Source organism: Mucisphaera sp. (assembly GCF_965279675.1).
Lineage (GTDB): Bacteria > Planctomycetota > Phycisphaerae > Phycisphaerales > Phycisphaeraceae > Mucisphaera.
The window spans coordinates 2581739-2607157 of the sequence record NZ_CBDIIJ010000002.1 but is presented as its reverse complement, the minus strand read 5'-3'; the positions used below and the strand labels follow the sequence as shown (position 1 = coordinate 2607157).

22 protein-coding genes and 1 tRNA gene are annotated in these 25419 nt (G+C 62.1%); 17 read left to right on the top strand and 6 right to left on the bottom strand.

Translation table 11 applies throughout. The features are described from left to right. Positions 1–60: 60 nt before the first annotated feature. Entirely contained in the window at positions 61–981 is a 921-nt protein-coding gene (locus ACQZAB_RS11210) for an FkbM family methyltransferase (protein WP_428389605.1), read from the top strand. On the opposite strand, the gene ACQZAB_RS11205 is transcribed toward ACQZAB_RS11210, so the two are convergent. Together ACQZAB_RS11205 and ACQZAB_RS11200 are read right to left on the bottom strand one after the other, a co-directional pair. After that, a complete protein-coding gene (locus ACQZAB_RS11205) occupies positions 967–1761 on the bottom strand; it encodes a tyrosine-protein phosphatase (RefSeq protein WP_428389604.1) in 795 nt (264 codons plus the stop codon). The genes ACQZAB_RS11210 and ACQZAB_RS11205 overlap by 15 nt on opposite strands. A 17-nt stretch (positions 1762–1778) precedes the next feature. Beyond that, positions 1779–3065, bottom strand: coding sequence for a competence/damage-inducible protein A (locus ACQZAB_RS11200; protein ID WP_428389603.1), 1287 nt, complete (start codon positions 3063–3065; stop codon positions 1779–1781). Between the two features lie 40 nt (positions 3066–3105). On the opposite strand from ACQZAB_RS11200, the gene ACQZAB_RS11195 reads away from it, so the two are divergent. The 3 genes from ACQZAB_RS11195 to ACQZAB_RS11185 are packed head-to-tail and all read left to right on the top strand — an operon-like array spanning position 3106 to position 5498. Beyond that, on the top strand, positions 3106–4011 hold the full coding sequence (locus ACQZAB_RS11195; protein ID WP_428389602.1) for a bifunctional 5,10-methylenetetrahydrofolate dehydrogenase/5,10-methenyltetrahydrofolate cyclohydrolase: 906 nt from the start codon (positions 3106–3108) through the stop codon (positions 4009–4011). Between the two features lie 33 nt (positions 4012–4044). Continuing rightward, positions 4045–4644 carry a hypothetical protein gene (locus ACQZAB_RS11190; RefSeq protein ID WP_428389601.1) on the top strand — a complete coding sequence of 200 codons (600 nt, stop codon included), beginning with the start codon at positions 4045–4047 and terminating at the stop codon, positions 4642–4644. Next, the gene (locus ACQZAB_RS11185) at positions 4641–5498 is read left to right on the top strand and encodes a hypothetical protein (RefSeq protein ID WP_428389600.1); all 858 of its coding nucleotides are present in this window, start codon (positions 4641–4643) and stop codon (positions 5496–5498) included. Before ACQZAB_RS11190 ends, ACQZAB_RS11185 begins: the two co-directional genes overlap by 4 nt. Before the next feature lie 56 nt (positions 5499–5554). On the opposite strand, the gene ACQZAB_RS11180 is transcribed toward ACQZAB_RS11185, so the two are convergent. The 3 genes from ACQZAB_RS11180 to ACQZAB_RS11170 all read right to left on the bottom strand — a co-directional run bounded on the left by ACQZAB_RS11180 (position 5555) and on the right by ACQZAB_RS11170 (position 10959). Next, a complete protein-coding gene (locus ACQZAB_RS11180) occupies positions 5555–7120 on the bottom strand; it encodes an MFS transporter (RefSeq protein WP_428389599.1) in 1566 nt (521 codons plus the stop codon). 199 nt (positions 7121–7319) lie between these two features. Further along, on the bottom strand, positions 7320–8639 hold the full coding sequence (larA, locus tag ACQZAB_RS11175; protein WP_428389598.1) for a nickel-dependent lactate racemase: 1320 nt from the start codon (positions 8637–8639) through the stop codon (positions 7320–7322). Between the two features lie 79 nt (positions 8640–8718). Further along, entirely contained in the window at positions 8719–10959 is a 2241-nt protein-coding gene (locus ACQZAB_RS11170; protein ID WP_428389597.1) for an alpha-L-rhamnosidase C-terminal domain-containing protein, read from the bottom strand. Between the two features lie 161 nt (positions 10960–11120). On the opposite strand from ACQZAB_RS11170, the gene ACQZAB_RS11165 reads away from it, so the two are divergent. The 9 genes from ACQZAB_RS11165 to hscB all read left to right on the top strand — a co-directional run bounded on the left by ACQZAB_RS11165 (position 11121) and on the right by hscB (position 21071). Next, positions 11121–12392: an L-rhamnose isomerase gene (locus tag ACQZAB_RS11165; RefSeq protein ID WP_428389596.1), complete on the top strand. Its 1272-nt coding sequence runs from the start codon at positions 11121–11123 to the stop codon at positions 12390–12392. A gap of 12 nt (positions 12393–12404) precedes the next feature. Continuing rightward, complete coding sequence (locus ACQZAB_RS11160; protein WP_428389595.1) at positions 12405–13877, top strand: rhamnulokinase; 1473 nt, start codon at positions 12405–12407, stop codon at positions 13875–13877. A gap of 18 nt (positions 13878–13895) precedes the next feature. After that, positions 13896–14846 (top strand): ABC transporter permease, encoded by a 951-nt coding sequence (locus ACQZAB_RS11155; protein WP_428389594.1) that lies wholly within the window; start codon positions 13896–13898, stop codon positions 14844–14846. 33 nt (positions 14847–14879) lie between these two features. Beyond that, positions 14880–16751: an ABC transporter substrate-binding protein gene (locus ACQZAB_RS11150; RefSeq protein ID WP_428389593.1), complete on the top strand. Its 1872-nt coding sequence runs from the start codon at positions 14880–14882 to the stop codon at positions 16749–16751. Positions 16752–16760: 9 nt separating this feature from the next. Next, a complete protein-coding gene (locus ACQZAB_RS11145) occupies positions 16761–17888 on the top strand; it encodes an ABC transporter permease (RefSeq protein WP_428389592.1) in 1128 nt (375 codons plus the stop codon). Beyond that, positions 17885–19138, top strand: coding sequence for an ABC transporter permease (locus ACQZAB_RS11140; protein ID WP_428389591.1), 1254 nt, complete (start codon positions 17885–17887; stop codon positions 19136–19138). The genes ACQZAB_RS11145 and ACQZAB_RS11140 overlap by 4 nt, the downstream gene beginning before the upstream one ends. 14 nt (positions 19139–19152) lie before the next feature. Beyond that, the gene (locus ACQZAB_RS11135) at positions 19153–20229 is read left to right on the top strand and encodes an ABC transporter ATP-binding protein (RefSeq protein WP_428389590.1); all 1077 of its coding nucleotides are present in this window, start codon (positions 19153–19155) and stop codon (positions 20227–20229) included. Between the two features lie 103 nt (positions 20230–20332). Next, positions 20333–20461, top strand: coding sequence for a hypothetical protein (locus ACQZAB_RS11130; RefSeq protein WP_428389589.1), 129 nt, complete (start codon positions 20333–20335; stop codon positions 20459–20461). A gap of 121 nt (positions 20462–20582) precedes the next feature. Continuing rightward, positions 20583–21071, top strand: a complete 489-nt coding sequence (hscB, locus tag ACQZAB_RS11125) for a Fe-S protein assembly co-chaperone HscB (RefSeq protein WP_428389588.1) — start codon at positions 20583–20585, stop codon at positions 21069–21071. 16 nt (positions 21072–21087) lie between these two features. Here the strand turns inward: hscB and ACQZAB_RS11120 are convergent. Beyond that, a tRNA-Leu gene (locus ACQZAB_RS11120) sits at positions 21088–21171 on the bottom strand. Between the two features lie 95 nt (positions 21172–21266). Between ACQZAB_RS11120 and rsmH the strand changes: the two genes are divergently transcribed. The 4 genes from rsmH to ACQZAB_RS11100 are packed head-to-tail and all read left to right on the top strand — an operon-like array spanning position 21267 to position 25382. Then, entirely contained in the window at positions 21267–22196 is a 930-nt protein-coding gene (gene rsmH / locus ACQZAB_RS11115; RefSeq protein WP_428389587.1) for a 16S rRNA (cytosine(1402)-N(4))-methyltransferase RsmH, read from the top strand. A 41-nt stretch (positions 22197–22237) separates the two neighbouring features. Continuing rightward, positions 22238–23260 carry a LysM peptidoglycan-binding domain-containing protein gene (locus ACQZAB_RS11110; RefSeq protein WP_428389586.1) on the top strand — a complete coding sequence of 341 codons (1023 nt, stop codon included), beginning with the start codon at positions 22238–22240 and terminating at the stop codon, positions 23258–23260. A gap of 2 nt (positions 23261–23262) precedes the next feature. After that, positions 23263–23637, top strand: coding sequence for a hypothetical protein (locus tag ACQZAB_RS11105; RefSeq protein ID WP_428389585.1), 375 nt, complete (start codon positions 23263–23265; stop codon positions 23635–23637). Continuing rightward, the gene (locus ACQZAB_RS11100) at positions 23634–25382 is read left to right on the top strand and encodes a peptidoglycan D,D-transpeptidase FtsI family protein (protein ID WP_428389584.1); all 1749 of its coding nucleotides are present in this window, start codon (positions 23634–23636) and stop codon (positions 25380–25382) included. Before ACQZAB_RS11105 ends, ACQZAB_RS11100 begins: the two co-directional genes overlap by 4 nt. The last annotated feature ends 37 nt before the right edge of the window (positions 25383–25419 follow it).

The window sequence follows — 25419 nt, the reverse complement described above, 5'->3', positions numbered from 1 at the left end:
CCGATATTCTCTGGACAGCACCTGCCCAGTGATTCGGGCTGCCGACTGGAGAATCGATAGATGGCTGGCTGGTACCTGCCCCTCATCCGCGGGGTACGCTCATCCAAGACCCTCAAGTCCATTGCTCGATCTGCGCGCTTCGCGATGCCCGACATCAAAGTCACCGCCAAGGTCGACTACCTCGGCAAGTTTCAGTTCCGCGTCAAAAGACATCACTGGCTCTGGGGCAGACGGGCCCTCGACGGCCACGCTCGCAATCTTGCGATGTTCGATCGCATCATCCAACCCGATGCCGTGTTTTATGACGTCGGCCTCAACATCGGTTACTACGCCCGCTTTATCGCCAGCCACCTGCCTGTCAGACGCCTCGTGGGCTTCGAGCCGATGACCCAGAACCTCGACCTGGCTCGACGCAACCTCGAACTCTGCCCGAAACCCGGCGTCATCGGTCTCCACGAAATCGCCCTTGGCGACACCGACGGCGAAGAACTCCTCCAGGTCGATGACATCACCGACGGTTCCGCTGTCCTAGACCGTATCTCTGGCGGGCAGCCTGCCGACGGCAGGAGAATCGCGGGGCTGCCCGGCATGACCGAATCGGTCCGCATGATGCGCCTCGATCACTTCGTCGAGGAAGGCAGTGAGCCCCCACCCACAGCGATGAAAATCGACACCGAGGGTGCAGAAGTCATCGTCCTCAAGGGGGCAACCCGAACACTCGAGAAGCACAGCCCTCACCTGGTGATCGCCACCCATGGCATCGAACCCGCAAACGGATGCTTCGAACTCCTTGACCCGCTCGGCTACCACCTCTACGGCTGGGTCCGACACCAGGACGCGGAAGGCGAGCACTACCAGAGGCTTCATCCCAACGACCTGACACGGCTCGGCGACAACAACATCCTGGCGAGCCGCGACAGCGACCTGCTGACCCCTGAGATCCAACCACTCAACATGAGTCGACTCTCACTCAACGGCTGACGGGTCAGGGTCCGAACACGCCAGCAGGCGTCTGGGCGCATCGACCGTCAAAGCCACCACGTCCTGCCGGTCCACTATTGCCTCTGCATCCCGCAGGCCTTCCAGACGCTCCTGTAGATTCTCGATCCGATGCACGTCCAAGGCCAGAATGCTGTATCGCCCTTCTTTTAGGTAAGCCTGCGCCCGTAGACGCGACTGTGCCGACTCCCGGCCGGTCAGACACCTGAGATTGCCCTGCAACCGAACCCCCCAACCCTGTATCCGATCCAAGTGCTCATCGATGTCACCGGCGATCGGAATCCGCTCCGGATGCGCCAGAATCGGTGTGTACCCCGCTTCGAGCAGCCATTGAAGCGATGAATCAACAAACGCCGGCCAGGTCGGCTCCCAGAAATCGCAGAGCACCGCACGCGAGGGGCCGAGCGTCGGCACCCCGTAGTCCTTCATCCAGGGCACCACATCCTCAAAAAGACGCAACTCGCCACCATCCCAGAGCGTGTAATCGATGCCATGATCCGCCAGATGGCCACGCAGCCCCGCCACCAGATCAGCGATGCGATCGGGGATGTTGTTCGGAAACAACTGCGGCCAGATGTGAGGCGTGCAGACCGACCCCGTGTACCCCGCCTTCCGCAGCTTCTGAATCAGCGCAACCGTCTCATCGAAACTCCGCGAACCGTCATCGATGTCAGGCAGCAGATGCGCATGAATATCCAGCATCCCGTCCTGAGGGACGGCGATCTCATCACTGGCGTCGGTGCGGGTCTGAGAAATCTTCAAACTCCCCATGAAAGGCTCTACTGTATCGAAGCCGCCGTAGGTGAGAGCCAATCCATATCCGATGGATCCTCTTCGAGAGCAGCGTACCTCAGGATCTGCAATGCGATCATGCTCGATCGCTCCCGTACCATCGCTCGGTCGCCCCTCAGTCTGGCCCGCCAGGCCTGAGCCCCTTCGTCTGTCGCCAGACCGAACCAGACCGTACCGACCGGTTTCTCAGGCGTCCCGCCATCCGGCCCGGCAATACCAGTGGTCGAAACCGCCAACGACGAACCAACCGCTTGACGAGCAGCCCCAGCCATCGCTTCCGCTACCTCTCCGCTGACCGCACCGTGCGCATCGATCAACGCTTCGGGCACGCCGAGCGAAATCTTCTGCGCATTGGCGTAGGTTACATACCCCCCCAGGAACACGGCACTCGAGCCCGGCACATCGGTCAGAGCGTTCGCCACCGAACCACCGGTACAGCTCTCCGCAGTCGCGACTGTGAGAGATCGGCGCTTCAGCAGATCAACCGTCGCCTCCTGCAATAGCACGTCGTCGTTGCCGTAGACAAGCACCCCGAGACGCTCGCGTACTTTGGTCTCCGCCGCGTCGAGCAGCAGCAGCGCCCCCTGCCGGCTCTCCGAGGTCGCTCGGATCCTTACCGAAACCACTCCGCCCGCCACCGTGGTTCCGATGGTTGGATTCGCATCTCGCTGCATCAGGTCCTGCAGCAGCTCACCCACCGCCGACTCGCCGAGGCCGAACGTGTTGATCTTCCGGGTCAGGAGGTAGTGCCCCGAGGAAGCCTCGTCGATCTCCGGGACCACCGACTGCTCGAAGATCACAAAGAGTTCTCTCGGAACGCCAGGCATCACAAAGACCCGACTCCCATTGAGTTCGGCCCGAATACCCGGTGCCGTGCCCACGGGATTGGCCAACGCTCTTGCACCTGCCGGAATCATGGCCTGAACCCGATTCTTCTCCGGCATTGGCCGCCCCCGTCCCTCGAACCAGGTCCTGAGTTCAGCCAACGCCGCTGCGTCTTCCTCCAGCGACACGACCATCGCATCGGCCAGAGCAAACCGAGTCAGATCATCATCTGTCGGCCCCAGCCCACCCGTCACGATCACCCAGGGCGCTGCCTCGGCCGCCTGCAGAAAAGCCGCCTTGATCGCTTCATGATCATCCGGCACCGTGAGATGCAGCTTGGCCATGATGCCCCGCGCCGCCAAGCGCTGACAAACCCACGCCGTGTTGGTATCGACGGTCTGTCCGAGCACGAGTTCGTCACCGATCGCCAGAATCGCTGCCTGCTGCATGCCAGCATCGTACGCGTTCCATTGCCTCTATAATCCCCGCATGATCGAAAAAACCGACGGACCGGTGATCCTCCGTGGCAAACCAGTGGCCGATGCCATCCTCGACCGCTGCCGACAGCTGGTCCCGCAGATCATCGAGCGCGCTGGCATCAAACCCTGCCTGGCAACCGTGCTCACGGGCAGCGATCCCGCCTCCGAAAAATACGTCGATCGCAAGGGCAAACTCTGCCGTGACCTCGGCATGGAATCCATCAAGATCGTCTTCCCCGAGACAACCACCACCGAAGAACTCGTTGCCAAGACCCGAGAACTCGCCAGGGATCCAAGCGTCCACGGCATCCTGCTCCAGCACCCCATGCCACGACAAATCGATGAGCGTCAGGCCTTCGAGTCAATCGGCCCCGCCAAGGACGTCGATGGCGTCACCTTCCACAGCTTCGGAACCATGACCTACGGGCTCGAAGGCTTCGACTCTGCCACACCTGGCGGGATCATGCGCCTGATGCGCCACTACAACGTACCCATTGCTGGCAAGCACGCCGTCGTCATCGGCCGCAGCGTGATCCTCGGCAAACCCATGGCCATGCTCCTTCTCGACGCCGATGCCACGGTCACCATCTGCCACTCAAAAACCCAGAACCTCGCAGATCATGTCCGTCAGGCAGACATCGTTGTTGCCGCCGTCGGCAAACCTAATTTTGTGCAAGGCGACTGGCTCAAACCCGGAGCCGTGGTCATGGACGCCGGATTCAACCCCGGCCCCAAGGGCAACGTCGGCGACGTTGACTACGATGCCTGCCTTGCTAATGCCGGCATGATCACACCCGTCCCGGGCGGGGTCGGCCCCATGACCCTCGCTGTGCTCATGGAACAAACCGTCATCGGTGCCGCCCGACAACTCGGCATCGCCGACGAACTCAACCTGACACAGACCGTAACCACCTGACCCACCAAACAACCGCTCCATGGAGGGAGCCACGTGTCCAGCCTCAACGCCACCCCCTATGAACTGCCCCGAGCCACCGGACGCTGCGCCTCGACCGGCGAGCCCTTCGAGCCCGGGCAGAGCTACTACGCGGCCCTCGTCGAGGAAGTCACCGATGAACCCTCGCCAGAGACCTCGGTTCCCGGCGCTTTGAAGCTCGGCTTCGCCCGTGTCGATGTCAGCAGCGACGCCTGGGACAACGGCTATCGACCGCCCAATCTATTCTCATTTTGGAAAACGCATCAACCAGAGCCGCAAGCCAAAAAATCACCCTGGGCCGATGACGGCGTCCTGATGGACCTTCTCGATCGTCTAGGTGAATCTGACGACAGCAAACGCCTCGCGCTCAGGCACGTCATCGCTCTGGTGCTGATGCGGAAGAAACTCCTCCGCTACGACGGTGCCGATCGTCATGAATCCGAGAACGGTGCCATCACCACCTGGCTGTTGACACCCAAGCTGGACCTCTCCAAAGGCCCTCTGGGTAAGTGGGACGAGAACCGGCAACTCGAAGTCCTCGATCCCGGTCTCACCGAGGAAGACGTTGCCTCACTCATCGATCAACTCGGCCAGATCGTGGAGATCGACCCGTGAAGACTCGGGCACTCGCGCTGCTACTGCTGACGTGCTTGCTGATGACTGGCTGTCGCAACAGACCGCCCGTCGTCGATCAGGCCCAGTTTCTCCCGCCAACCATCAAGAATCCCCCAGCTCTGCCGACCTACCAGGCCGCCGCCGAAGCGCACAACCGACGCGTCGATCAACTCGACCGCCTCTGGGCCGCCACCTCTGTCCGCCTCGAATGGGTCGAAGACGACGACCGCAAAGCCGAACAAGGCGACGGCAACCTCCTCATGATCCGGCCCGACCGCCTCGCTCTGACCGTCGGTAAACTCGGACACGTCCGCCTCTGGGCCGGCATGAACCCCGACGCCGACTTCCTCTTCGACCTCCGCGACGGCGGAACCCTCTACCTCCACCAGCGATCGCCGGGCATGCCCTACGGCCTGCTGCCGCCCGACCTGCCTGTCCCTCTCCAACCCCGGGATATGCCGTGGCTGCTTGGCGTCATGCCTCTGCCACCAACCGGCCACATCGAATCGCTACGCGGCTACTGGCTGCTCGAACCCGACGACGTCCCCATCCGGCTGCTCCTCGACCCCTATACCGCCGAGCCCCTGCGTATCGATCGCATCGGCCCCAACGGCCGCTCCGATGTCATCGCCCTGCACAGGGATAGTTCTCTGGTCGGGGGGCTGAGCGGACAACCCGTCTCCATCGCCAGACGCCTGGAAATCATGGAAAACGGCAAGGAAGCACGCATCGATCTCGAACTCGACCGCCTCCGCGTCGGCTCCGAAGCCGAGTCACGACTCCGCCCCGCCGCCTTCGACCTCGATCGCCTCATCCGGGCCCACAAGCCCGACGAGATCGTCGATATCCGCTAACAGACGACTGGCCGATAGTTGTGCCAAGTGCCATGGCGTTCTAATCCCACGGTTCCTTAGGCATCGGCCCCACGTCGCTGCTTGAGCTCAACCTGAACGGCTTCCATCCGCTGCTTGTTGATCGGAATCATCAACACCAGCAGGATCGCCACAACAAACGTGACCACCATCGTGCAGGTAAACCAGAGACGCATCGACAGCAGCGTCTCATCCGGCTGCACCGTTAATTCAGGATCGAAATTGGACCAGTCAAGCGTGAAACCCGTCATCAGCAGCGAGAGCGCGATGGCCGATTTCTGGATCCAGTTGAAAACCGCCCAGTACATCCCCTCACGGCGCTTGCCCGTCTTAAGTTCATCCAGATCGCAGACATCTGCGATCATCGAATAGGTCAGCACCAGCGTCGCCCCCATGCCGGGGAATAGCAGCACGAACGCCAGCAGCAACGGGTGCAGATACAGATCGATCGACAGATCCCAGAAGCCAAGATCGATCACGCTCCGGAAACTCGCGATATCCGGGTCGTAGAAGAACCAGGTCAGGATCGCGCCCAGCAGCGACACCCCCATCAAGCCGGCCCACGCCAGCTTCTTCTCGATCTTCCCGCTCAGCCGGTTCAGCAGGAACACCGTGCCGAGACCGACAAACGGGGCCGCCGTCTGCGCCCAACTCTGCGCCAGGAATCCATCCTGCCGGTCGCCGCCATGGACGTAATAGATCGAGATGTAGTTTCCAAGGTGAATCACCATAACGATCCCGAAAAACGCCAGCGTGTAAGCGGAAATAATCAGAACAAACGCTGGCTGGGTCAGCGTCTCCTTCAAGCCGCTCAATAGCGGAACCTTCTCCTGCTTCTGCTTCTGCCCACCAAACGGTTCCTTGACGAAGAAGGTTGGGATCATCGCCGCAACCAGAATAATCACCGCCATCACGCCACCCACCACCCAGGTGCCGTAGATCTCACCGGTCTTGACCGGGTCCTCGGCACCGGCCTGCTCGGCCCACCGCACAAAGACATCCGCCGTGGTCGCGTACAGGATCCACCCGAAACAAATACCCGACACGTAGGTAAACGTCGTGCGGAACGACATCAGACGTGTCCGCTCGTGGTAGTCCGACGTCAGTTCCATCGTCAACGCACCGTAAGGCACCGAGAAGATCGTCAGGAAGGTATAGAACGCTAGCGAGATCAGTACGAAGTAAAGCGCCGCCATCCAATCTAGCGCTGTGAAACTCAAACCCCAGATCCCGAATGTCTCCTCATCGCTGAAGATCGATGTCAGGAACGTCGGCGGGATACAGATCAGTGCCATCCCCACAGCGCTCAAAATGCCGCCGATCAGCATGTACGGCTTACGCCTACCCCACTTGCTCCGCGTGTTGTCGGAGATCGAGCCCATGATCGGATCGATCAGGCCATCCCAGAGCCGCGGCAGCGCGAGCACCAGCCCCAACAGCACCGCATCAACACCCAGCACCAGGTTGTAGATCACGAAGCCGAACGACTTGGGCATGTTGATACCCAGATTGATCACGGCCTCCCCGGAACCCGCCGCCACCTTCGTACCCAGTGACAGCCGCTGATCATCGGGTGTCTGCGACACCGTTTCCGTCGAACTCATGGGGTGCTACTCCGTCTATGGCCAGAGCCCCAGACCGAAAGCCATCAGGGGCATCACAAATCGTTAAACAGATCCACGTAATTCGCCCACAAGATAGCACTGGCACCGCCGGCCCATAAAGCCACTCAGGTGGCTTTTGATTCAAATTGTGAGAGTTTGTCCCGTTTTGTGGGCCTGAGTGACGTTTTGTGACCCCAGATCATGCCAGCGCGGGCTCCGCCGCACGCAGCATCGTGTACGGCCCCTCAGGGATCACCCCGATCCGACCATCCGGTCGATCGGACACAAAACGATCAATCTCAGCTTGTAATCGATCTGCCACTGATCCTTCGCCCGACACAGGCGTCACACTCCATCGCTGCTGCTCCGAGACCGGAAGACCATCCGAAGCCAGCATCAGCCGCTCCTGACCGATCAGTGCCAGCACCCGCGTCTGCATGTGAAACGACCACTGGTCCTTGATGATCTCATCCGTCGCTTCGATCGCCGCGAGAAACCCACGCCAGTCTCCGTCGTACCGATGCACCAACTCTGCGAACGGCGCTGAACCCACCTCCGTGCACTTCGAAGCCACGACCAGCCGACTGCCTTCATGCAGAGCAGGCAGCGCCATCACGATGCCCTTGATCGTCTGATAGAAGCTCTCATCAAGCGGATACCCCCCGCCATTACTGATGACCAAATCGTAAGCCTGCGTCACCTCGACGCTGTTCCACCCGGCCACCTGCTCGCAGCCGACCTCGTGAGCCGCTTCGAGATCACCCGCATAAACCCCCGCCAGCTTCCGCGATTCATCGATCGCACAATTCACCAGAAAATCACACCCCACGATCCGTGCCACGCGCAGCGCCTCGTCATGACAGGGATTCCCATCCATGACCCCCTCCGCCGACCGTGGATCCGCCATCGTCTGAAAGCCATGGAAACGGCTGATAGTTGCCAGATCCACGAGCCCCGGACAGATCCCCTTGCGCCCACCCGAGTAGCCCGCCATGAAATGAGGTTCGATCAAGCCGGTCACGATCTTCAGGTCGGCTTCCAGATAGAGCTTGTTGATGCCAACAGGTGGGTCTTCCGAAATCCTCACAAGCTGTTCAGGATCAGATGACACGTGATCCACCACACTCAAACGAGAAGCGAGGTCAGCACCCAACATGATGACCCGTTCCTCTTCCGTCGAAGGCCGATGCATGCCCGTCGCCACCAACACCGTCACCCGATCTTCAGTCACCCCTGCCGCCGCCAATTCTGCGAGAATCCCCTTGAGAATCGGCTCATTAGGAACAGGGCGTGTGATATCACTGATCGTCACCACCACACGCTCCGGCTTCTTTTGTCGCGCTATCGAGACCAGAGCATCACAACCGATCGGCGACCGCAGAGCTGTCAGCACCGCCCCTTCAGCGTCGGCTACCGCCGACGCTCCGGCCGCTTCCAAGACCTCCGCATGCTCTGGAACATGGACAGACACCCGCCCACGGTCGTACCTCAACGCCACTTCTTTTCCAGATCCCGACATGCTCATCACCTCATCTCTTGAAAGCGCTCAATCTGCTAACCATAACCCCGCCAGCAGTATCCCAAAACAAAAAACCGACCTACGCCTCGCCCTCTAGCCACCAAACCCCAGCCGCTAGACGCAACCCGCTCCCGATATCCGCCTCGGACCACGCCGCCTCACTCTCACGCTTGAAACGTAAAACAGATACGAGATCGCCCAACGACACTTCCGCCTCCAAGCCGTCTGGCACCACCAAGCGCATCTCAAGCCCGCGCTCCAGCCGACGCATCTCCACCTCGATCATCCCAGCATCCGTCGGAACCCTGGCCGCCACCTCTCGAAGCGGCCCCATCTGCGGACGCACACGATATCGCTTCCATCCGGGCTCGATCGGATCCAACCCCGCCACATAACGGGATAACAGTTCCAATGGCCCACCCGACCAGGCATGGTTGTACGTTCCCCCGCCATACTTTGCCGTGTTCAGTTCCCACCCCTCCCAGAGGGTGGTGATCGGGCTCTCGATCATCTGCCTGTATCGCAGTCGCATCCGAGCCAGGGCATCACCCGCATGCCCCATCCGCAGCTGCGCTTCCAGCACGTACTTCTCCATGTAAGGGCTAGCCCAGGTCTGTTCGTTGAGCACCTTCCGCAGCGCGTCCTCGTGTTCTTCACCCGTTAGGCCAGCCAGATAGGCCAGAGCCTGTCCGCGGTCGTCGTAGGTTCCCGCCAGGTAGGAAGATGACCGAAACCCCGTGCCATCGAAAAACGCCTTCGCGAAATGCTCCCTCAGCGAAGCCTGCCTGCACTCAACCTCGGCCCGTCCCCGATCGATCCCCAGCAGGTCCATCATCGCGAGCTGCCCACGCAGCGCCAGCGCGTACCAGCCGTTGTAGAGAAGCGGTAAATCTTTTCGGTCCCCCCAGTCGCCCCAGGTCCAGTCGCCCGGGCGTTGCTCCACCAGGCCATCTTCACCAAGCCGCCACAGCGAGAGATAACGCTCTACCGCCGGGTACACACGCTCAATCGTCTCCGCATCACCCGTGTACGAGTAGTAGGTCCAGAAGCCGTACCAGCCCACGCTCGCCAGCATCTGCATCGGCAGCTCATCACGCCAATTCCCCGCAGGGATGGGAGAAAACAAGACGCCATCCTCGCGCTGCCATGCCGCCAACTCGCGCACCGACTTCTGAACCAGCAAGTCGAACCGACGATCGCAGGCGTAAAACCCCTGTGTCATCTCCAAGACCACATCGCCCCACCACTGGGCTCGTTCCCGGTCCGGCGTGTCAAAAAAGGTGTCGCGGAGATTCAGATAAAGCGTCCTCGCCGACTTCCCCCACAATCGATTTAACGCCTCATCATCACACCTGAACGAGCCGTCAAGCCGGCAGCCATACCCCGTCTCGCGATAACCCATCCGCAAGACCTGCACGCTGTCCGGCACCCGGACGTGAACCTCGTGACCATTCAACCAGCCAAACGACTCGTATCGCTGCTGCCCGTCGCGCGTGATGTACTCCGACCGAAGATTCGGCTCACTGCCACCCCGGTAATTATCCATCCGTATATCGATGTAGTGACCGGCCTGGGCCTCAAGCTCGAAATAAGGCGTGACCTGAGCGTTGTAGGGCAGATACCCCACATAGAGCACCTCCCCGCCAGACAACACCCGCTCTTCCACGCGTATGTAGTCTCGAATCCCCGAGTCATACCACTGCGGTATCCGTCGCGGATAAAGCCGACCCCAGCAACCTGCCTCGGCTTCCCCCAGATCCTCCGCCTCCAACCAATCACTGTCATCAAAGCCCTGTCCCATCCAGCCAACAGGATCCCGCCTTGCATCAAACCGGATGTTCGATTCAGGCAGCCGGTAATTCGGATAAGGCTCAATCGTGTTCTCGAAAGATGGGTGCCTGAGCACCCGCCACGCCGAGAGACTCACCGCGCACATCTCTGCTGCCACATCAAAAAGCAGACCCGCCTTACCGCTGTTCTTATGACAGAAGCCCTCCCTGCCGAAATGCCAGACCAGCACCGCCAGGCAATTCTCACCACTCACAAGATGGGACGTCAGGTCCAACTCGTCGTACCAGGTATCTGCAGGCGTCGGGCCGCGCTTCAGCCCACCCTCAAACACCACCAGTTGGCCGTTGATCCACAACCAGTACTTTGAATCCACCGCGACCCGCGCGATAACCCGGCCGTCATCCCCTTCCCGGCTCAAAGACGCTCGATAGGCAAACCAGCTGTTGCTCAGGCTGGGCGTCGGATCACCCGGCAAGCCAACCCAATGAGCCCGCCAATCCTGATAAGCCAGCCCGTGCAGATCCTTCAAGATATAACTCACTAAAAAGACGTGTATGGCTTCGATAAAGATTCCGTCATGCCAATCAGCATGTCAACATCACAATGGGTAAAAGAGACCGTCCCCTGGATGCCATCAGAACCCGTGCACGATAAGCTCGGATTTGGTTAAGTGAACACAGCCAGCCATCAATGGAAGCACTTCCTGCCATGACCACCGCCTACGACCTCGCAAAACAGAGCTACGCCGACCTCGGCATCGATACCGAAACCGCTATCCAGACCGCCCTGCAGACACCGATCTCGGTCCACTGCTGGCAAGCCGACGATGTCCGCGGACTCGAACATCACGAAGCCTCCGCCGGCGGCGGGATCCTCTCCACCGGCTCCTACCCCGGCCTGCCCCGAGACGGTGAGGAACTCCGGGCCGACCTCGCCTTCGCTCTCAAACTCCTGCCCGGCACCCACCGCCTCAACCTCCACGCCCTCTACGCCGAAACCGGCGGCCAGAAGGTCGACCGTGACGAGCTCACACCCGACCACTTCACGAACTGGATCGGCTGGGCCAAAGACCTGGGCATCAGGCTCGACTTCAACCCCACGTTCTTCGCCCACCCCAAAGCCGATTCCGGCATGACCCTCGCCCACGCCGACAACACCATCCGCCAATTCTGGGTCCGCCATGGCATCGCCAGCCGCAAGATCGCCCAGGCCATGGCCGAAGCACTCGACAGCCCCTGTACCAACAACGTCTGGATCCCCGACGGGCTGAAAGACTCCCCCGCCGACCGCTGGAGCCCACGACAACGGCTGATCGACTCACTCGACGCCATCTTTGACTGTTCAACAGCCGTTGATCAGACCAAATGTATCGACGCCGTCGAAAGCAAGCTCTTCGGCCTCGGCAGCGAGGACTACGTCGTCGGATCCTTCGAGTTCTACAGCCACTACGCCCTCACCCGAGGGATCACACTCTGCCTCGACATGGGTCACTTCCACCCGACCGAAACCATCCACGACAAAATCTCCGCACTCCTCGGCTTCCACAAAAATCTCCTGCTGCACGTCAGCCGCCCACTCCGCTGGGACAGCGACCACGTCGTCATCTTCAACGATGACCTCCGCGCCCTCTTCCACGAGATCATCCGAGGCAACGCGCTCGACCGCGTCACCGTCGCCATGGACTTCTTCGACGGCAGCATCAACCGCACCGCCGCCTACGTCACCGGCGCACGCGCGACACGACTCGGCATCCTCAACGCACTCCTCGATCCCACACAAACCCTCAAGGACCACGAAGCCCAGAACCGCTCCGGCCACAAGCTCGCCCTCATGGAACGCCTCCGCACCCTCCCGCTCGGCGCCGTCTGGGACGAACTCTGCCAGCGAGCCGGCGTCCCAACCGGCGTCGACTGGCTCCAAGATGTCGACACCTACGAGCAGAACGTCCTGAGCAAACGCTAAGCCGGAGCCGAAATGAAAGCACCCGCATCTCACCAAGTCTTCCTGGCCGTCGATCTCGGCGCCGAAAGCGGCCGCGTCATGGCCGCCAGCTACGACGGCAGCACACTCAAGCTCGAAGAAGTCAACCGCTTCGCAAACGGCCCCATCACACACGATGGCCACCTCCACTGGGACATCGACAGCCTCTACAGCCACATCCTCGACGGACTCAAACGCGCTGCCAAAACATACGGCTCACAGATCAAGAGCATCGGCATCGACACCTGGGGCGTCGACTACGGCCTGCTCGACAAAAACGACGAGCTCATCACCCCCCCTTACCACTACCGGGATGCACGCAACGACGGCATGGCCGAAGCCATCTTCAAGCGAATCCCTGCCGCCGACCTCTACACAGCCACCGGCATCCAAACACTACCCTTCAACACCATCTTTCAGCTGGAAGCCGAACGCCAACAGAATCCTGAACGCCTCACGAAAGCCCGCAAACTTCTGCACATACCCGACCTCCTCGCCTTCTGGCTGACAGGCCAGGCCACCTCCGAACACACCATCGCCAGCACCGGCCAGATGCTCTACCCGGGCGAGATGCGCTGGAATGCCGACCTCCTCGAGCAACTCGAACTGCCCACTCACCTCCTGCAAACCCTCATCGCACCCGGCAAAACCCTCAGCAGCATTACAAAGGCCGTCCAGGATCAGACCGGCCTGCCAGCCGTCCCTGTCGTTGCCTCGGCCGGACACGACACCGCCTCAGCAGTCGCCGGCACACCGGGCCAGGGCAACCACTGGGCGTTCCTCAGCTCCGGCACTTGGTCACTCCTAGGCGTCGAACTCCAGCACGCCGTCACCACCGAAGCCGCCCAGGCCGCCAACTTCTCCAACGAAGCCGGCGTCGACGGCACCACCCGCTTCCTCAAAAACATCGCAGGCCTCTACCTCCTCCAGGAATGCCGAAAGACCTGGCAGGAACAAGACGGCCAACCTATCGATTACGCCGACCTCACCGCGCAGGCCGCCGCCGCTCCCGCCCTCACCGCCACCTTCGACCCTCAGGACCCACGCCTGGTCAAGCCCGGCAAGATGCCAACCAGAATCCGCGACGTCATCGCCGAATCCGGCCAGCCGATCCCCGAAGACCGCGCCACCCTTGCACGGGTCATTCTCGAAAGCCTCGCGTACTGCTACCGCGCCTTCATCAACCAGCTCGAGGCCCTCAGCGATCGGCACATCGACACCATCATCGTCGTCGGCGGGGGATCGAGAAATCACCTCCTCAATCAGATGATCGCCGACGCCACCGGACGCACCGTTGTCGCCGGGCCCGCCGAAGCCACCGCCCTTGGCAATGCCGCCGTTCAGATGATCGCCGCCGGCACCTTCAAAGACCTCGCCGAAGCTCGCCTCGCCATCGACCAGTCTTTCCCAGGAACGACCTTCACACCGCAGAACACCGCCGCCTGGGACGCACTGGACCCTGCCTGAGCCGGTATACTCCGCCCCATGACGCAAGTGGACGCGGCACAAACGCTTATCAGGCGCCCAAGACTCGGCAGAGTCTCCCCCGGCATCATCGGTGCCATTCTCCTGACACTCATCGCCGTCCCCTGCTTTGTCACCATCCCCTGGGCCATGGCCGAATACGACAACCAGCGGATGCAACTCGAAGACAACCTGCAGTTCCAGGAGCCCAGCCTCGCTGAACCCTTCGGAACCGACCTGCTCGGACGTTCCATGTTCTGGCGGTGCCTCCTCGGCGGGGCCATCAGCCTCGGTATCGGCATCTCCGCCGCCTTCATCGCCGTCCTCATCGGCACCACATGGGGCTGCATCGCCGGCTACATGGGAGGCAACGTCGACGCCCTGATGATGCGCATTGTCGACGTCCTCTACGGACTTCCCTACATCCTGCTTGTTGTCCTTTTGGACATTGCGTTATCCCCAGTCGTCGAAGGTATCGCCCTGCTCTTCATGAAGGCCGACCTCGCCTCCGGTACCGCCGACATCATCACACTCCTGATCGCCATCGGCGGGGTCTCCTGGCTTACCACGGCCCGCGTCATCCGCGGACAGGTCCTCTCCCTCCGATCTCAACCCTTCATGGAAGCCACGCGAGCGCTAGGGCTCGGCCCCATCCGCTCCATGGTCGTCCACCTGCTGCCCAACCTCATCGGCCCCATCGTCGTCTACGCCACCCTCGCCGTCCCGCAGGCCATCCTCCAGGAATCCTTCCTCAGCTTCCTAGGTATCGGCGTCCAGGCCCCGCTCCCCAGTTGGGGCAACCTCGCCGCAGCAGGCGTCAAGGAACTCCCCAGCCTCGCCGCAGGACTCAACTTCCACTGGTGGCTCCTGCTATTTCCCTGCCTGCTGCTCGGACTGACCCTCATGTCGCTCAACTTCCTCGGCGACGAACTCCGAGACCGCTTCGACCCCCGAAGCACCCGCCGACGCTAACCCCTAACCAAGAGACCGCGATCAGGATCATCCATGGACCAGGGCTTTAAATTCAAAGACATCCTCGTCGTCTTCCTCCTCATCGCACTGCTCGTCACCATGTGGATCAGCATGATCCAGAACGACCGCCAGTGGGATCAACTCGGCCAGGTCCAGCAGAACATCGCCGACCAGACCAAAGACCTCACCGCCATCCGCCGCCAACTCAACGACCTCCCCACCAGCATCACCGTCACCCCGGGATCCAGCTCTAGCATCGACACCCTGCCCATCGGCACACCCACGGGCGACCCCTTCCGCCGTCTCGCCCAAGTCAAAGACCAACCCGACTACACGCAAGGCGACTGGCTCGTCGACGCCTTTGCCTCCGCCGTCCCCAACATCAATGAGATCACCGCCGGCGACGTCTACAGCCGAGTGATCTACACCAAGGTCCTCGAGCCACTAGGCGTCTACGACATCGGCACCCGGGAAATGGTCCCCCTCCTCGCCGAATCATGGACCATGGCAGCCGACGGCCTCTCGGCCACCATCCGCATCCGCCGCAACGTCACCTTCTCCAACGGCGACCCTCTCACCGCCGACGATGTCGTCTATAGCTTCACCCTGCTCCGCAACCAGAACATCGTCGACGGCCGGGTGATCGAGTACTACCGATCGATCACCGGCTGCCACAAGATCGACGACCACACCGTTCTCCTGACCTTCGAGCGCGTCTTCTACGAAAACCTCCTCCGTGCCCTCTCCGTCAACATCCACAACAGCCAGTTCCTCGGCCAGTACACCGACGAGGAAATCCGACAGGACCCCGCCCTGCTCATGGGCACCGGCCCCTACCGCCGACCCGACCCCACCGCCTACACACCAGGCGAGAACATCGTCCTGCTCCGCAACAACCGCTACTGGGGGGAGCCCGCCAACTTCGATCGCATCATCTACCGCATCATCGAAACCGACTCCGCCCGCGACATCGCTTTCCGCAACCAGGAAATCGATCTCCATCTCCCGACCGCTGACCAGCACAATACGATGCTCCAGGAACCAGAGCTTCTGGCCCGGACGCAGCACCTGGTCTACGAGCACATCCGCACAGGCTACCGCTACGTCGCATGGAACCAGCAACGAGCCGGCGAGCCCACCGTCTTCGCAGACAAGCGGGTCCGCCAGGCCATGACCATGCTCCTCGATCGCCAACGCATCTGCGATGAGATCTTCCTCGGCTTCTCCATCGTCGCCAATGGTCCCTTTCACGAACTCGGCGACCAGGACGACCCGACCATTGAACCCTGGCCCTACGACCCCGAACGAGCCATCACCCTGCTAAAAGAAGCCGGCTTTACTCAGGCCGAAGACGGCACCATGCTCGAACCCAATGGCGAACCCTTTGAAATCGAGATCGTCACCCCCGCGGGCAGCGACCTCAACCGCCGCATCATGCTCGCCTTCAAAGACCAGTTCGCCGTCGCAGGGATCAACCTCATCCTCGTCGAACAGAAATGGGCGCTGCTCCTGCAGACTCTCACCAGCAAGGACTTCGAGGCCATCACCCTCGGCTGGGGAGCAGGCGGACTCGAAGGCGACATCGAGCAGATGTTCCACACCCGCAACATCGCCAACGGCGACAACCGCAACGCCTACACCAACCCCGAACTCGATGCACTCATCGAACAGGCCCACGTCACACTCGACCGCGACGAACGCATGAAGATCTGGCAGCAGACCCACCGGATCCTCCACGAAGACCAGCCCTACACCTTCCTCTTCCGCAGCAAGGTCCGGCTCTGGCTCGACGGTCGCATCGCCAACCTCCAGGAAGTCCCCGTCTTCGGCGTCAACTACGTCTCCACCATGCCCGTCCCCATCGAGTGGTACGTCCCCGCTGAAAGCCAACTCCGCAGCAACTAGGAACGGCCGATGATCGTCTATCTCATCCGCCGAACTCTCCTGATGATCCCGACACTCCTCGGGATCCTGCTCCTCGTCTTCGGCATCATGAAAGCCGCACCAGGCGACGTCGCCGACCTCCTCCTCTCGGCCGATGGCGAACTCACACCAGGCGACACCGCCGCCCGCGTCGCCTACCTCGAAGAACGCTACGGCCTCAACAAACCCTGGTACATCCAACTCGGCCGCTGGATGCACAACGTCTCGCCCATCGGCGTCTACGAGCAACCGGAGGACGCGGAGTACCAGGAAGGTGGCTGGGGGTTCGCCCTTAGCCCCGATGAAGACGGCACGCCAAGAGGCTTCGGCTTCAAAGTCCCCGACCTCGGTCAGAGCTTCGTCAAAAACCGACCCGTCAGCGAACTCATCGCCGAAGCACTGCCCATCACCATCACCCTCAACCTGCTCGCCCTGCCCGGCGCCTACCTCCTTGCCCTAGCAGCCGGCATCTACGCGGCCCGCTACCGCGGCAAAACCTTCGATCTCGCCTCCGGCCTCGGCATGCTCGCGCTCTGGTCCATCCCCGTCATCTGGGCCGGCGTCCTCCTGCAGGGCTTCCTGGCCAACCGCGAATACCTCGCCTGGTTCCCCACCACCGGACTCAACAGCCTCGGCAGCGAAGACATGCCCTTCTTCCCACGCTTCGCCGAAGAAGGCTTCGAGCCCGGCTACCTGCTCGACTGGCTCTGGCACCTCGTCCTTCCCGTCGTCTGCCTGAGCTACGCCAGCCTTGCTTTCCTCAGCAAACTCTCCCGAGGAGCCGTCGTCGAAAGCCTCTCATCCGACTACATCCGCACCGCCCGCGCCAAAGGCCTCCCCGACAACGAAGTCCTCTGGAACCACGCCCTCGCCAACAGCCTCCTGCCACTCATCACCGTCGCAGCCTTCATCATCCCCGGCCTCTTGGGCGGCTCCATCATTGTCGAGCGCATCTTCGGCATCCCCGGCATGGGCAAACTGATGATCGAATCCATCGAATTCAAAGACCAGGAAGTCGTGATGGCCGTCACGCTCATCTCTGGCGTCCTCACTCTCACCGCCTATCTCATCGCCGACCTCCTCTACGCCGTCGTCGACCCCAGAGTGACCTTCGAATGACCGCCCTCCCCGCCGAGCCCGTTCAGGAACAACCAGCCTCGCGCGGGCTCGTCGCCGAGGCGCTCTCCGACACCTGGAAGCGCACAGGTGCTCGACTGGGCATCGCCTGGATCCTCTTCATCGCCTTCCTGGGTGTCTTCGCCCCTCTCATCGCCAGCAGCCAGCCCCTGCTGGTCCGAATCGATGGCCAACTCGACAGCCCCTGGCTCCGACACCTCACCACCACCGATCTCACCCTGATGGCTTCCGCCATCGCCGCCGTGATCCTCTACTTCCTCGGCTTCCTCTCAGCCAGAAGCCGATGGACCGCCTGGTTCCTCATCACCCTCGGCTTTCTGATACTCGGCTCCGTCACCCTCAGCCCACCCGAAACCGTCGTCTACGACCGCTATCGCGTCGCCCAGGCCGAAGGCACCGCCGAGATCCTCCTCCGAACCCCCATCCCCTACTCACCCAACGATCGTCTCCGTGACCGCATGATCCCTCCCGGCGAAAACCGGATCGACGCCCCCCTCTGGGCCGGCGGCGACTACAACCATTGGCTCGGTCAGGACCGGCTCGAACAGGATATCGCCGCACGCATGACCCACGCCTCGCGCCTCGCCGTCGCCATCGGCTTCATCGCCACCAGCATCGCCGCTGTCCTCGGCATCCTCATTGGCGCACCGATGGGCTACTTCGGCAAGACCCTCGACCTCATCGGGATGCGCCTCGTCGAAATCTTCGAGTTCATCCCGCAGCTATACCTCCTGCTCATCTTCGCCGCCTTCTTCCCAGGCGACCGCGTTGCCCTCTTCCCCGACACCTTCCCCAACTTCGAGATCCACCGCATCTACCTCATCATGGGCATCATCGGGCTCACCTCATGGACCAGCTACGCCAGGTTTGTCCGCGCCGAGTTTCTCCGCCTCCGCAACCAGGACTTCGTCCTTGCTGCAAGAGCCTCCGGCCTCCCCCTGTCCTCCATCCTCTTCCGCCACATCCTCCCCAACGGCCTGACGCCTGTCATCGTCTCCGCCAGCTTCGGCGTCGCCGCCGCCATCCTCGCCGAAGCCACACTCAGCTTCCTCGGCCTCGGCCTCCTCGAAGAACCCAGCTGGGGCCAGCTCCTCAACCAGGCCCAGCAATCAGGCTCCTTCCTCTGGTGGATCGCCCTCTTCCCGGGACTCGCCATCTTCCTCACCGTCTTCGCCTACAACCTCATCGGCGAAGCCCTCCGGGACGCCCTCGACCCCAAAACAACCCGCTAACCTGATACCCAACCATGAGCGAAACCAAACCACTCGTCGAGATCGTCAACCTCTCCGTCAGCTTCCCCGGCCCGCCCGGCGGCCGACGGGTCGAGGCCGCCGACAACGTCAATCTCTCCATCTTCCCCGGACAGACCCTCGCTGTCGTCGGCGAATCCGGCTCCGGTAAATCCGTCTCCTGCCTCTCCATCCTCCAGCTCCACCCCACCCCACCAGCAAGCTACGACAACGGCGAGATCCGCTGGACCAATGGCGAAAACGCACCCACCGAAAACCTCATGGCCAAATCCGAACGCGAGATGCGCGCCATCCGTGGCAATCAGATCGCCATGATCTTCCAGGAACCCATGACCTCGCTGAACCCGGTCTACACCATTGGCAACCAAATCATCGAAGCCATCCTCCTCCACCAGTCCGTCTCCAAACAACAAGCCATCGACATCGCAGCCAACGCCCTTCGCGATGTCGGCATCGCCGACCCCGCAGCCCGTCTCAAGGAATACCCCCACCAACTCTCAGGCGGGATGCGGCAACGCGTCATGATCGCCATGGCCCTCGCCTGCCAGCCCAGCCTCCTCCTCGCCGACGAACCTACCACTGCCCTCGACGTCACCATCCAGGCCCAGATCCTCGAACTTCTCAAACGCCTCCAGCACGACCACAAGATGGCCATCCTGCTGATCACCCATGATCTGGGCGTAGTCGCCGAATCCGCCGACGTCGTCGCCGTCATGTATGCCGGCCGCGTTGTCGAATACGCCAACGTCAACACCCTGTTCAACCGCCCGCTTCACCCCTACACCCGCGGGCTCCTCCGCTCCATGCCCGTCCTCGGAGCCAACGCCAGCCGGCTCGACACCGTCATGGACGGCGCCACCATCCCCGAAGACTTCCCGGCCGGCTACAAAGTCCACCCCCACGAGATCACCCCCGATCCCGCCAAGGGCTATGGCGGGCCCAACGTCAGACTCCACGAAGTCGAAACCGAGCACTGGGTGCTCTGCGAACCGCTGGACGGGGTAGAAGGCAATCCCACCTTCCCCAGAGTCGCCTGGGTCAGAGAACCCGCACATCCCAACGCTGCCAGCTAATTTTTCCGTTTTTTTCGTCCAACCTACTTGAAGGATCGATCCGTAAACCCTATATTGGGATTAAATGATCTGATTAACCCTTACCGGATTGAGGAGACCAGCCTTGGCCACCATCCTTCAGAACCAACACGAAGAACATGCCGACCACAGCCGGCCCACCTACTTCCCACCCCTTTACTGGGCCGTCCTCGGCACGCTGCTAGCCATCGTCGCCGTGATGATGATGGTCTAGAGCCCGCTCATCCCGCCTGCTATCTCTCTCCCTTGACGACGCGGCCGATCATCTCTCGGCCGCGTTGCCTTGCGCGCACCAAGACACCGCTGCCAGCACGGCCTGCTAAAGTCCATCCACCATGGACAACCCCTTCCACACCCTCGGCCTGCCCCCCAGCTTCGACCTAGACCATGCAACCATCGAAGCCACCTACCTCACCCTCGCCGCTCAAACCCACCCCGACCGCTTCACCGATCCCATCGAACAGGCAGAGGCCGCCGAACAGGCCTCCGCCATCAACCTCGCCCGTGACACCCTCAAAGACCCCGAGAAACGTGCCAAAGCCCTGCTGGCTCTCCGTGGCGAGTCAGACCCACAAAACCAGGACAGCCTACCCCCCGACTTCCTGATGGACGTCATGGAAATCCGCGAACGGCTCGATAGCGCCATCGAAGCCAACAACCTCAGCGAGCTCGCCGACCTCCGCGAATGGGCACAAACCACCCGCGAAAACCACCTGAAAACCCTCGCCAACCAGTTTGCGAACGATGCCCCCTCCAGACAGATCCGAATGGAACTCAACACCCTCCGCTACATCCAGCGAATGCTGGATCAGATGCCGGGCTAAGCCCGACACACACAAATGCCCGTGACAGGATTCGAACCTGTACTCCGGTGAAGGAACCGCCACCTGAAGACGGCGCGTCTGCCAATTCCGCCACACGGGCTGCCGCAGAAGCGTAACCTCTGCCGAGTCGCACAGCATAGCCAACTCAACACCCACCGGGCAAACACCCTCCACGAAAGACACCTTCGCCCCGCCATGCCCCAGAACCCGCACGGCCACATCCCGGTCCTCCTCAGCGAAACGCTCGAACACCTCCAGCCCGCCCCCGGCCAGACCGCCATCGACGCCACCGCCGGCCGAGGCGGACACGCCGAAGCCATCTTCAAACAAATCAGCCCTCACGGCACCCTGCTCATCATCGATCGCGATGCCGAAAACCTCGCATACGCCAGGAACCGACTCGCCAATTTCGCAGAATCACAGCAATCCCGCATCCTCATCCATCACGGCAGCTTCGCCCACCTCCGCCAGGCGATGCGCAGCAACGACTTACCCGCCGCCGACATCATCCTCGCCGACCTCGGCTTCGCCTCCAACCAGATGGACACCCCCGAACGCGGGTTCTCCTTCGCCGCCGATGGCCCCCTCGACATGCGCCTCGACCCGACATCCGGCACCTCCGCCGCCGATCTGATCAACCAGGCCTCCCAAGCCGAAATCGCCGACATCATCCACCGATTCGGCGAAGACCGCCTCGCCCGACGCATCGCCGCAAAGATTGTCGAAGCCCGCAAAGAGAGACCGATAGTCTTAACAAGTCAATTAGCCGAGTTGGTCCGTGTCGCCTACGGCCATGCCGTGCACAAGACCCGTACCCATCCGGCCACAAGAACCTTCATGGCGTTGCGTATCGCTGTGAATCAGGAATTGCCCGCACTTGAAAGCCTGCTGGATCAAATACCCCAGGCACTCGCTCCGCTAGGAAGACTCGCCGTGATCAGCTTCCACTCTCTCGAAGACCGCATCGTGAAGCAGACCTTCGCTCGCTGGTCGCGAGACGCCCGAGCAACGCTGACCAGCCGAAAACCCATCGAACCATCCATCGCGGAATCCACGACCAATCCACGGTCACGATCCGCTAAGCTCAGAACCCTCATCTGGCAGGACGCCAGCACACGGACGTAACGACAGCAAACCCTCCGCCACCCCTCAAGGACGAACGGGTGATGACCAGCGAAACCAAAATCAGTCTCCTCATCGGCTTGGGCATGGTCCTTGTCATCGGGATCATCGTCAGCGACCAGCTCGCGGTCCCCGATCCCGAGAACAACGCCCCACTCCTGCGCTTCGTCGAGCCCGCAACCGACGCCGAACCGCCACGCGCTAGCACCCCATCTCCGCGTGTGACCCGACCCGCCGCAACCACCCAGAATCGTCAAAGACCCATCCCCACGCCGGGCGAAGCAGAAGTCGTCCGCGCCGAGCAGGCCGACATCCTCGCTCCCACACCCAACGCCCCAGCACTCGTCATCGACGGCGATCCCATCGAGCCCCCCCAGACGCCCGTCACCCGCACCTATCCAGCAACCCAGCCAGCCACAGAAACACGCGAACGGACCACACAGCAGCGTATCCTCCGCATCGAACCCAGCCCAACCCAGCCCGCCCCGCTAAGCCACACCGTCCAAGCCGGCGAAACCCTCTCCGAAATCGCCGAACGCTACTACGGCAGCCAGGCACGCTGGCGGGACATCGCCAACGCCAACCCCGATACCGTCGGCAGCAACGGCCGCATCATGCCCGGATCGCGACTCGCCATCCCCAATGCCGAAGCTCCGCCAACCAGCACAAGCAGCCAGACAAACCCACCCCAGACCGACTCCGCCGCAACCGTCACCGTACAGCCAGGCGATTCCCTCGCCCGCATCGCCAACCGCTACCTCGGTTCAACCGACCGCTGGGAAGAAATCTACAGCCTCAACCGCGATCAGCTCTCCAGCCCCAACCGCGTGATGGCCGGCATGACCCTCAAACTCCCCAGCGAAGCCATATCCACACGCTCAACCACAACCCCGAGCACGGCCGAGAAGACCCACACCGTCACGGCCGGCGACAGCCTCAGCCGCATCGCCGCCCGCCACCTCGGCTCCACCAGCCGTTGGAATGACGTCTACCAGCTTAATCGCGATCGCATCAAAGACCCCGACCGCCTGGTCGTCGGTACGGAACTCCGTCTGCCGGAGCGCTAAGCATGATCCAGCGCCTCGCCGCCGACGCCTGGCAGGCGCTCTCCCGCCCACACCGCCAGGCCATGCTCAAAGCCGCAGCCACCGTCGCCATAGGCGGCTGGATGGCCATGACACTCCTCGACCTACGCTACGCCCAACAGGCCGCCCGCCATCAGCAGGGCACCGCCTTCCGGCAACTCGACGAAACCCGCAAGCAGCTCTGGGCCACCCAGGCCGAGATCGGCCGCTACACCCACCCCCTCCAACTCATGGACCGGCTCGGCACCTCCCAGGTCCCAACCCTGCCCGTCGTCGAAAGCGATCAGGCCACCAACGAGCCAGCAGCTGAAATCATCCTCACCACCAACCCCACCGACACTTCAACGCCTCAGCCATGACACCCCCGAACCCGGCACAAAACCACAACAAGCAAGCCATCCAGCGCTCCGGCCGCACCGCCAGCGTCCTGATGATCTGCCTCACCCTAGGCCTGCTGCTGGTCCTCGGCCGTGTCGCCCAGCTCACCATCGATCCCAATCCCGCCATCATCGATCGCCTCATCACCCAGCACCGCGAACGTACCCTCGATGCCAGCCGAGGCGGGCTCATCGACCGCAGAGGACGTCCCCTCGCCATCACCCGCGTCGGCTACCGGATCTTCGTCGACCCACTCCTCATCCAAGACCGCAGCACCTTCAGCCACACCGCCGCCCGAGCACTCGGCCTGACCCCCGAGTCCATCGACCTCCTGATCGACCAGCGGCCCGAGAGCCGCTACATCGTCATCGACCGCGACCCACCCCCCTTCCGCGTCGAAGCCGCGAAGCAACTCAACCTCAACGGCCTCGCACTCGATCCCTACCTCAAACGTGAGTACCCACTAGGCGACCTCGCGGGTCAGCTCATCGGCTTCGTTGGCGTCGATGGCGAAGGCCTCGAAGGCATCGAACGCCTCTTCGAACAAATGCTCGGCAGCAACGCAGGCACCTACCACGCCACCGTCGATGCCCGCCGACGCCAGCTATGGGTCGAACCCCAAGCCTTCCAGCCACATCAGGACGGCAACAACGTCCGCCTCACCATCGACGCCACCATCCAGGCCATCGCCGAGAAACACCTCCTCGCCGCCGTCGAGCAGTTCAACGCAGCCTCCGGCCAACTCGTCGTCATGGACCCCTGGTCAGGCGACCTCCTCGCCGTCGCCCATGCCCCCCTCTTCGATCCCAACCACTTCAGCAAAGCCACCCAGGATCAGCGGCGCCTCCGCGTCGTCACCGATGTCTTCGAACCCGGCTCCATCCTCAAACCCCTCGTCTGGGCCGCCCTCACCGATGCCAACGCAGCCACACCCCACGAGATCATCGACTGCGAGGAAGACGGCGTCTACGTCAGCCCCAGAGGCCGCGTCCTCCGCGACGACAAGCCTCACGGCGAGATCACCTGGGAACAAGTCCTCATCACCTCCTCCAACATCGGCATGGCCATCGTCGCCCAGCGGGTTTCCCTCGCCGAACTCCACCAGACCATCCGCTCATTCGGCTTCGGCCAACCCACCGGCTCAGGGTTCCCGCTCGAAACCCACGGCATCGTCCACCCGCTCCGCCGCTGGAATCACTACTCCCAAACTTCTATCCCAATGGGACACGAGCTAAGCGTCACCGGCCTCCAGATGATCCGCGCCTTCGCCACCCTCGCCAACGACGGCCAACTCGTCCGCCCCAGATTCGTCCTCGACGGACGGCCCGTCGAAGCCGAGCCCGTGCTCACACCCGAAATGGCTCTCTACGTCCGCTCCGTCCTTGACCGCGCCGTCACCGAAGGCACAGGACGACACGCCAAATCACAGCGCTACCGCATCTTCGGCAAAACCGGGACGGCCGAACTCCCCAACCTCGAAGAAGGCGGCTACCACACCGACCGCTACGTCTCCTCATTCGTCGCCGGCGCCCCCACCGCTCAGCCGCGACTCGTCGTCGCCTGCTTCATTCACGACCCAGACCGCTCCATCGGCCACTACGGCGGCACCGTCGCCGCACCTGCCGTCCGTGCCGTCGTCGAAGAATCTCTGGCCTACCTCGGCGTCCAGCCCCGCGACCAACTACGCACCGACAATACGCCACGCGTAGCCATCTCATCACCATAGGGCCAGCAAGAAGCTGTTCGACCCGCTACCGTGCCCC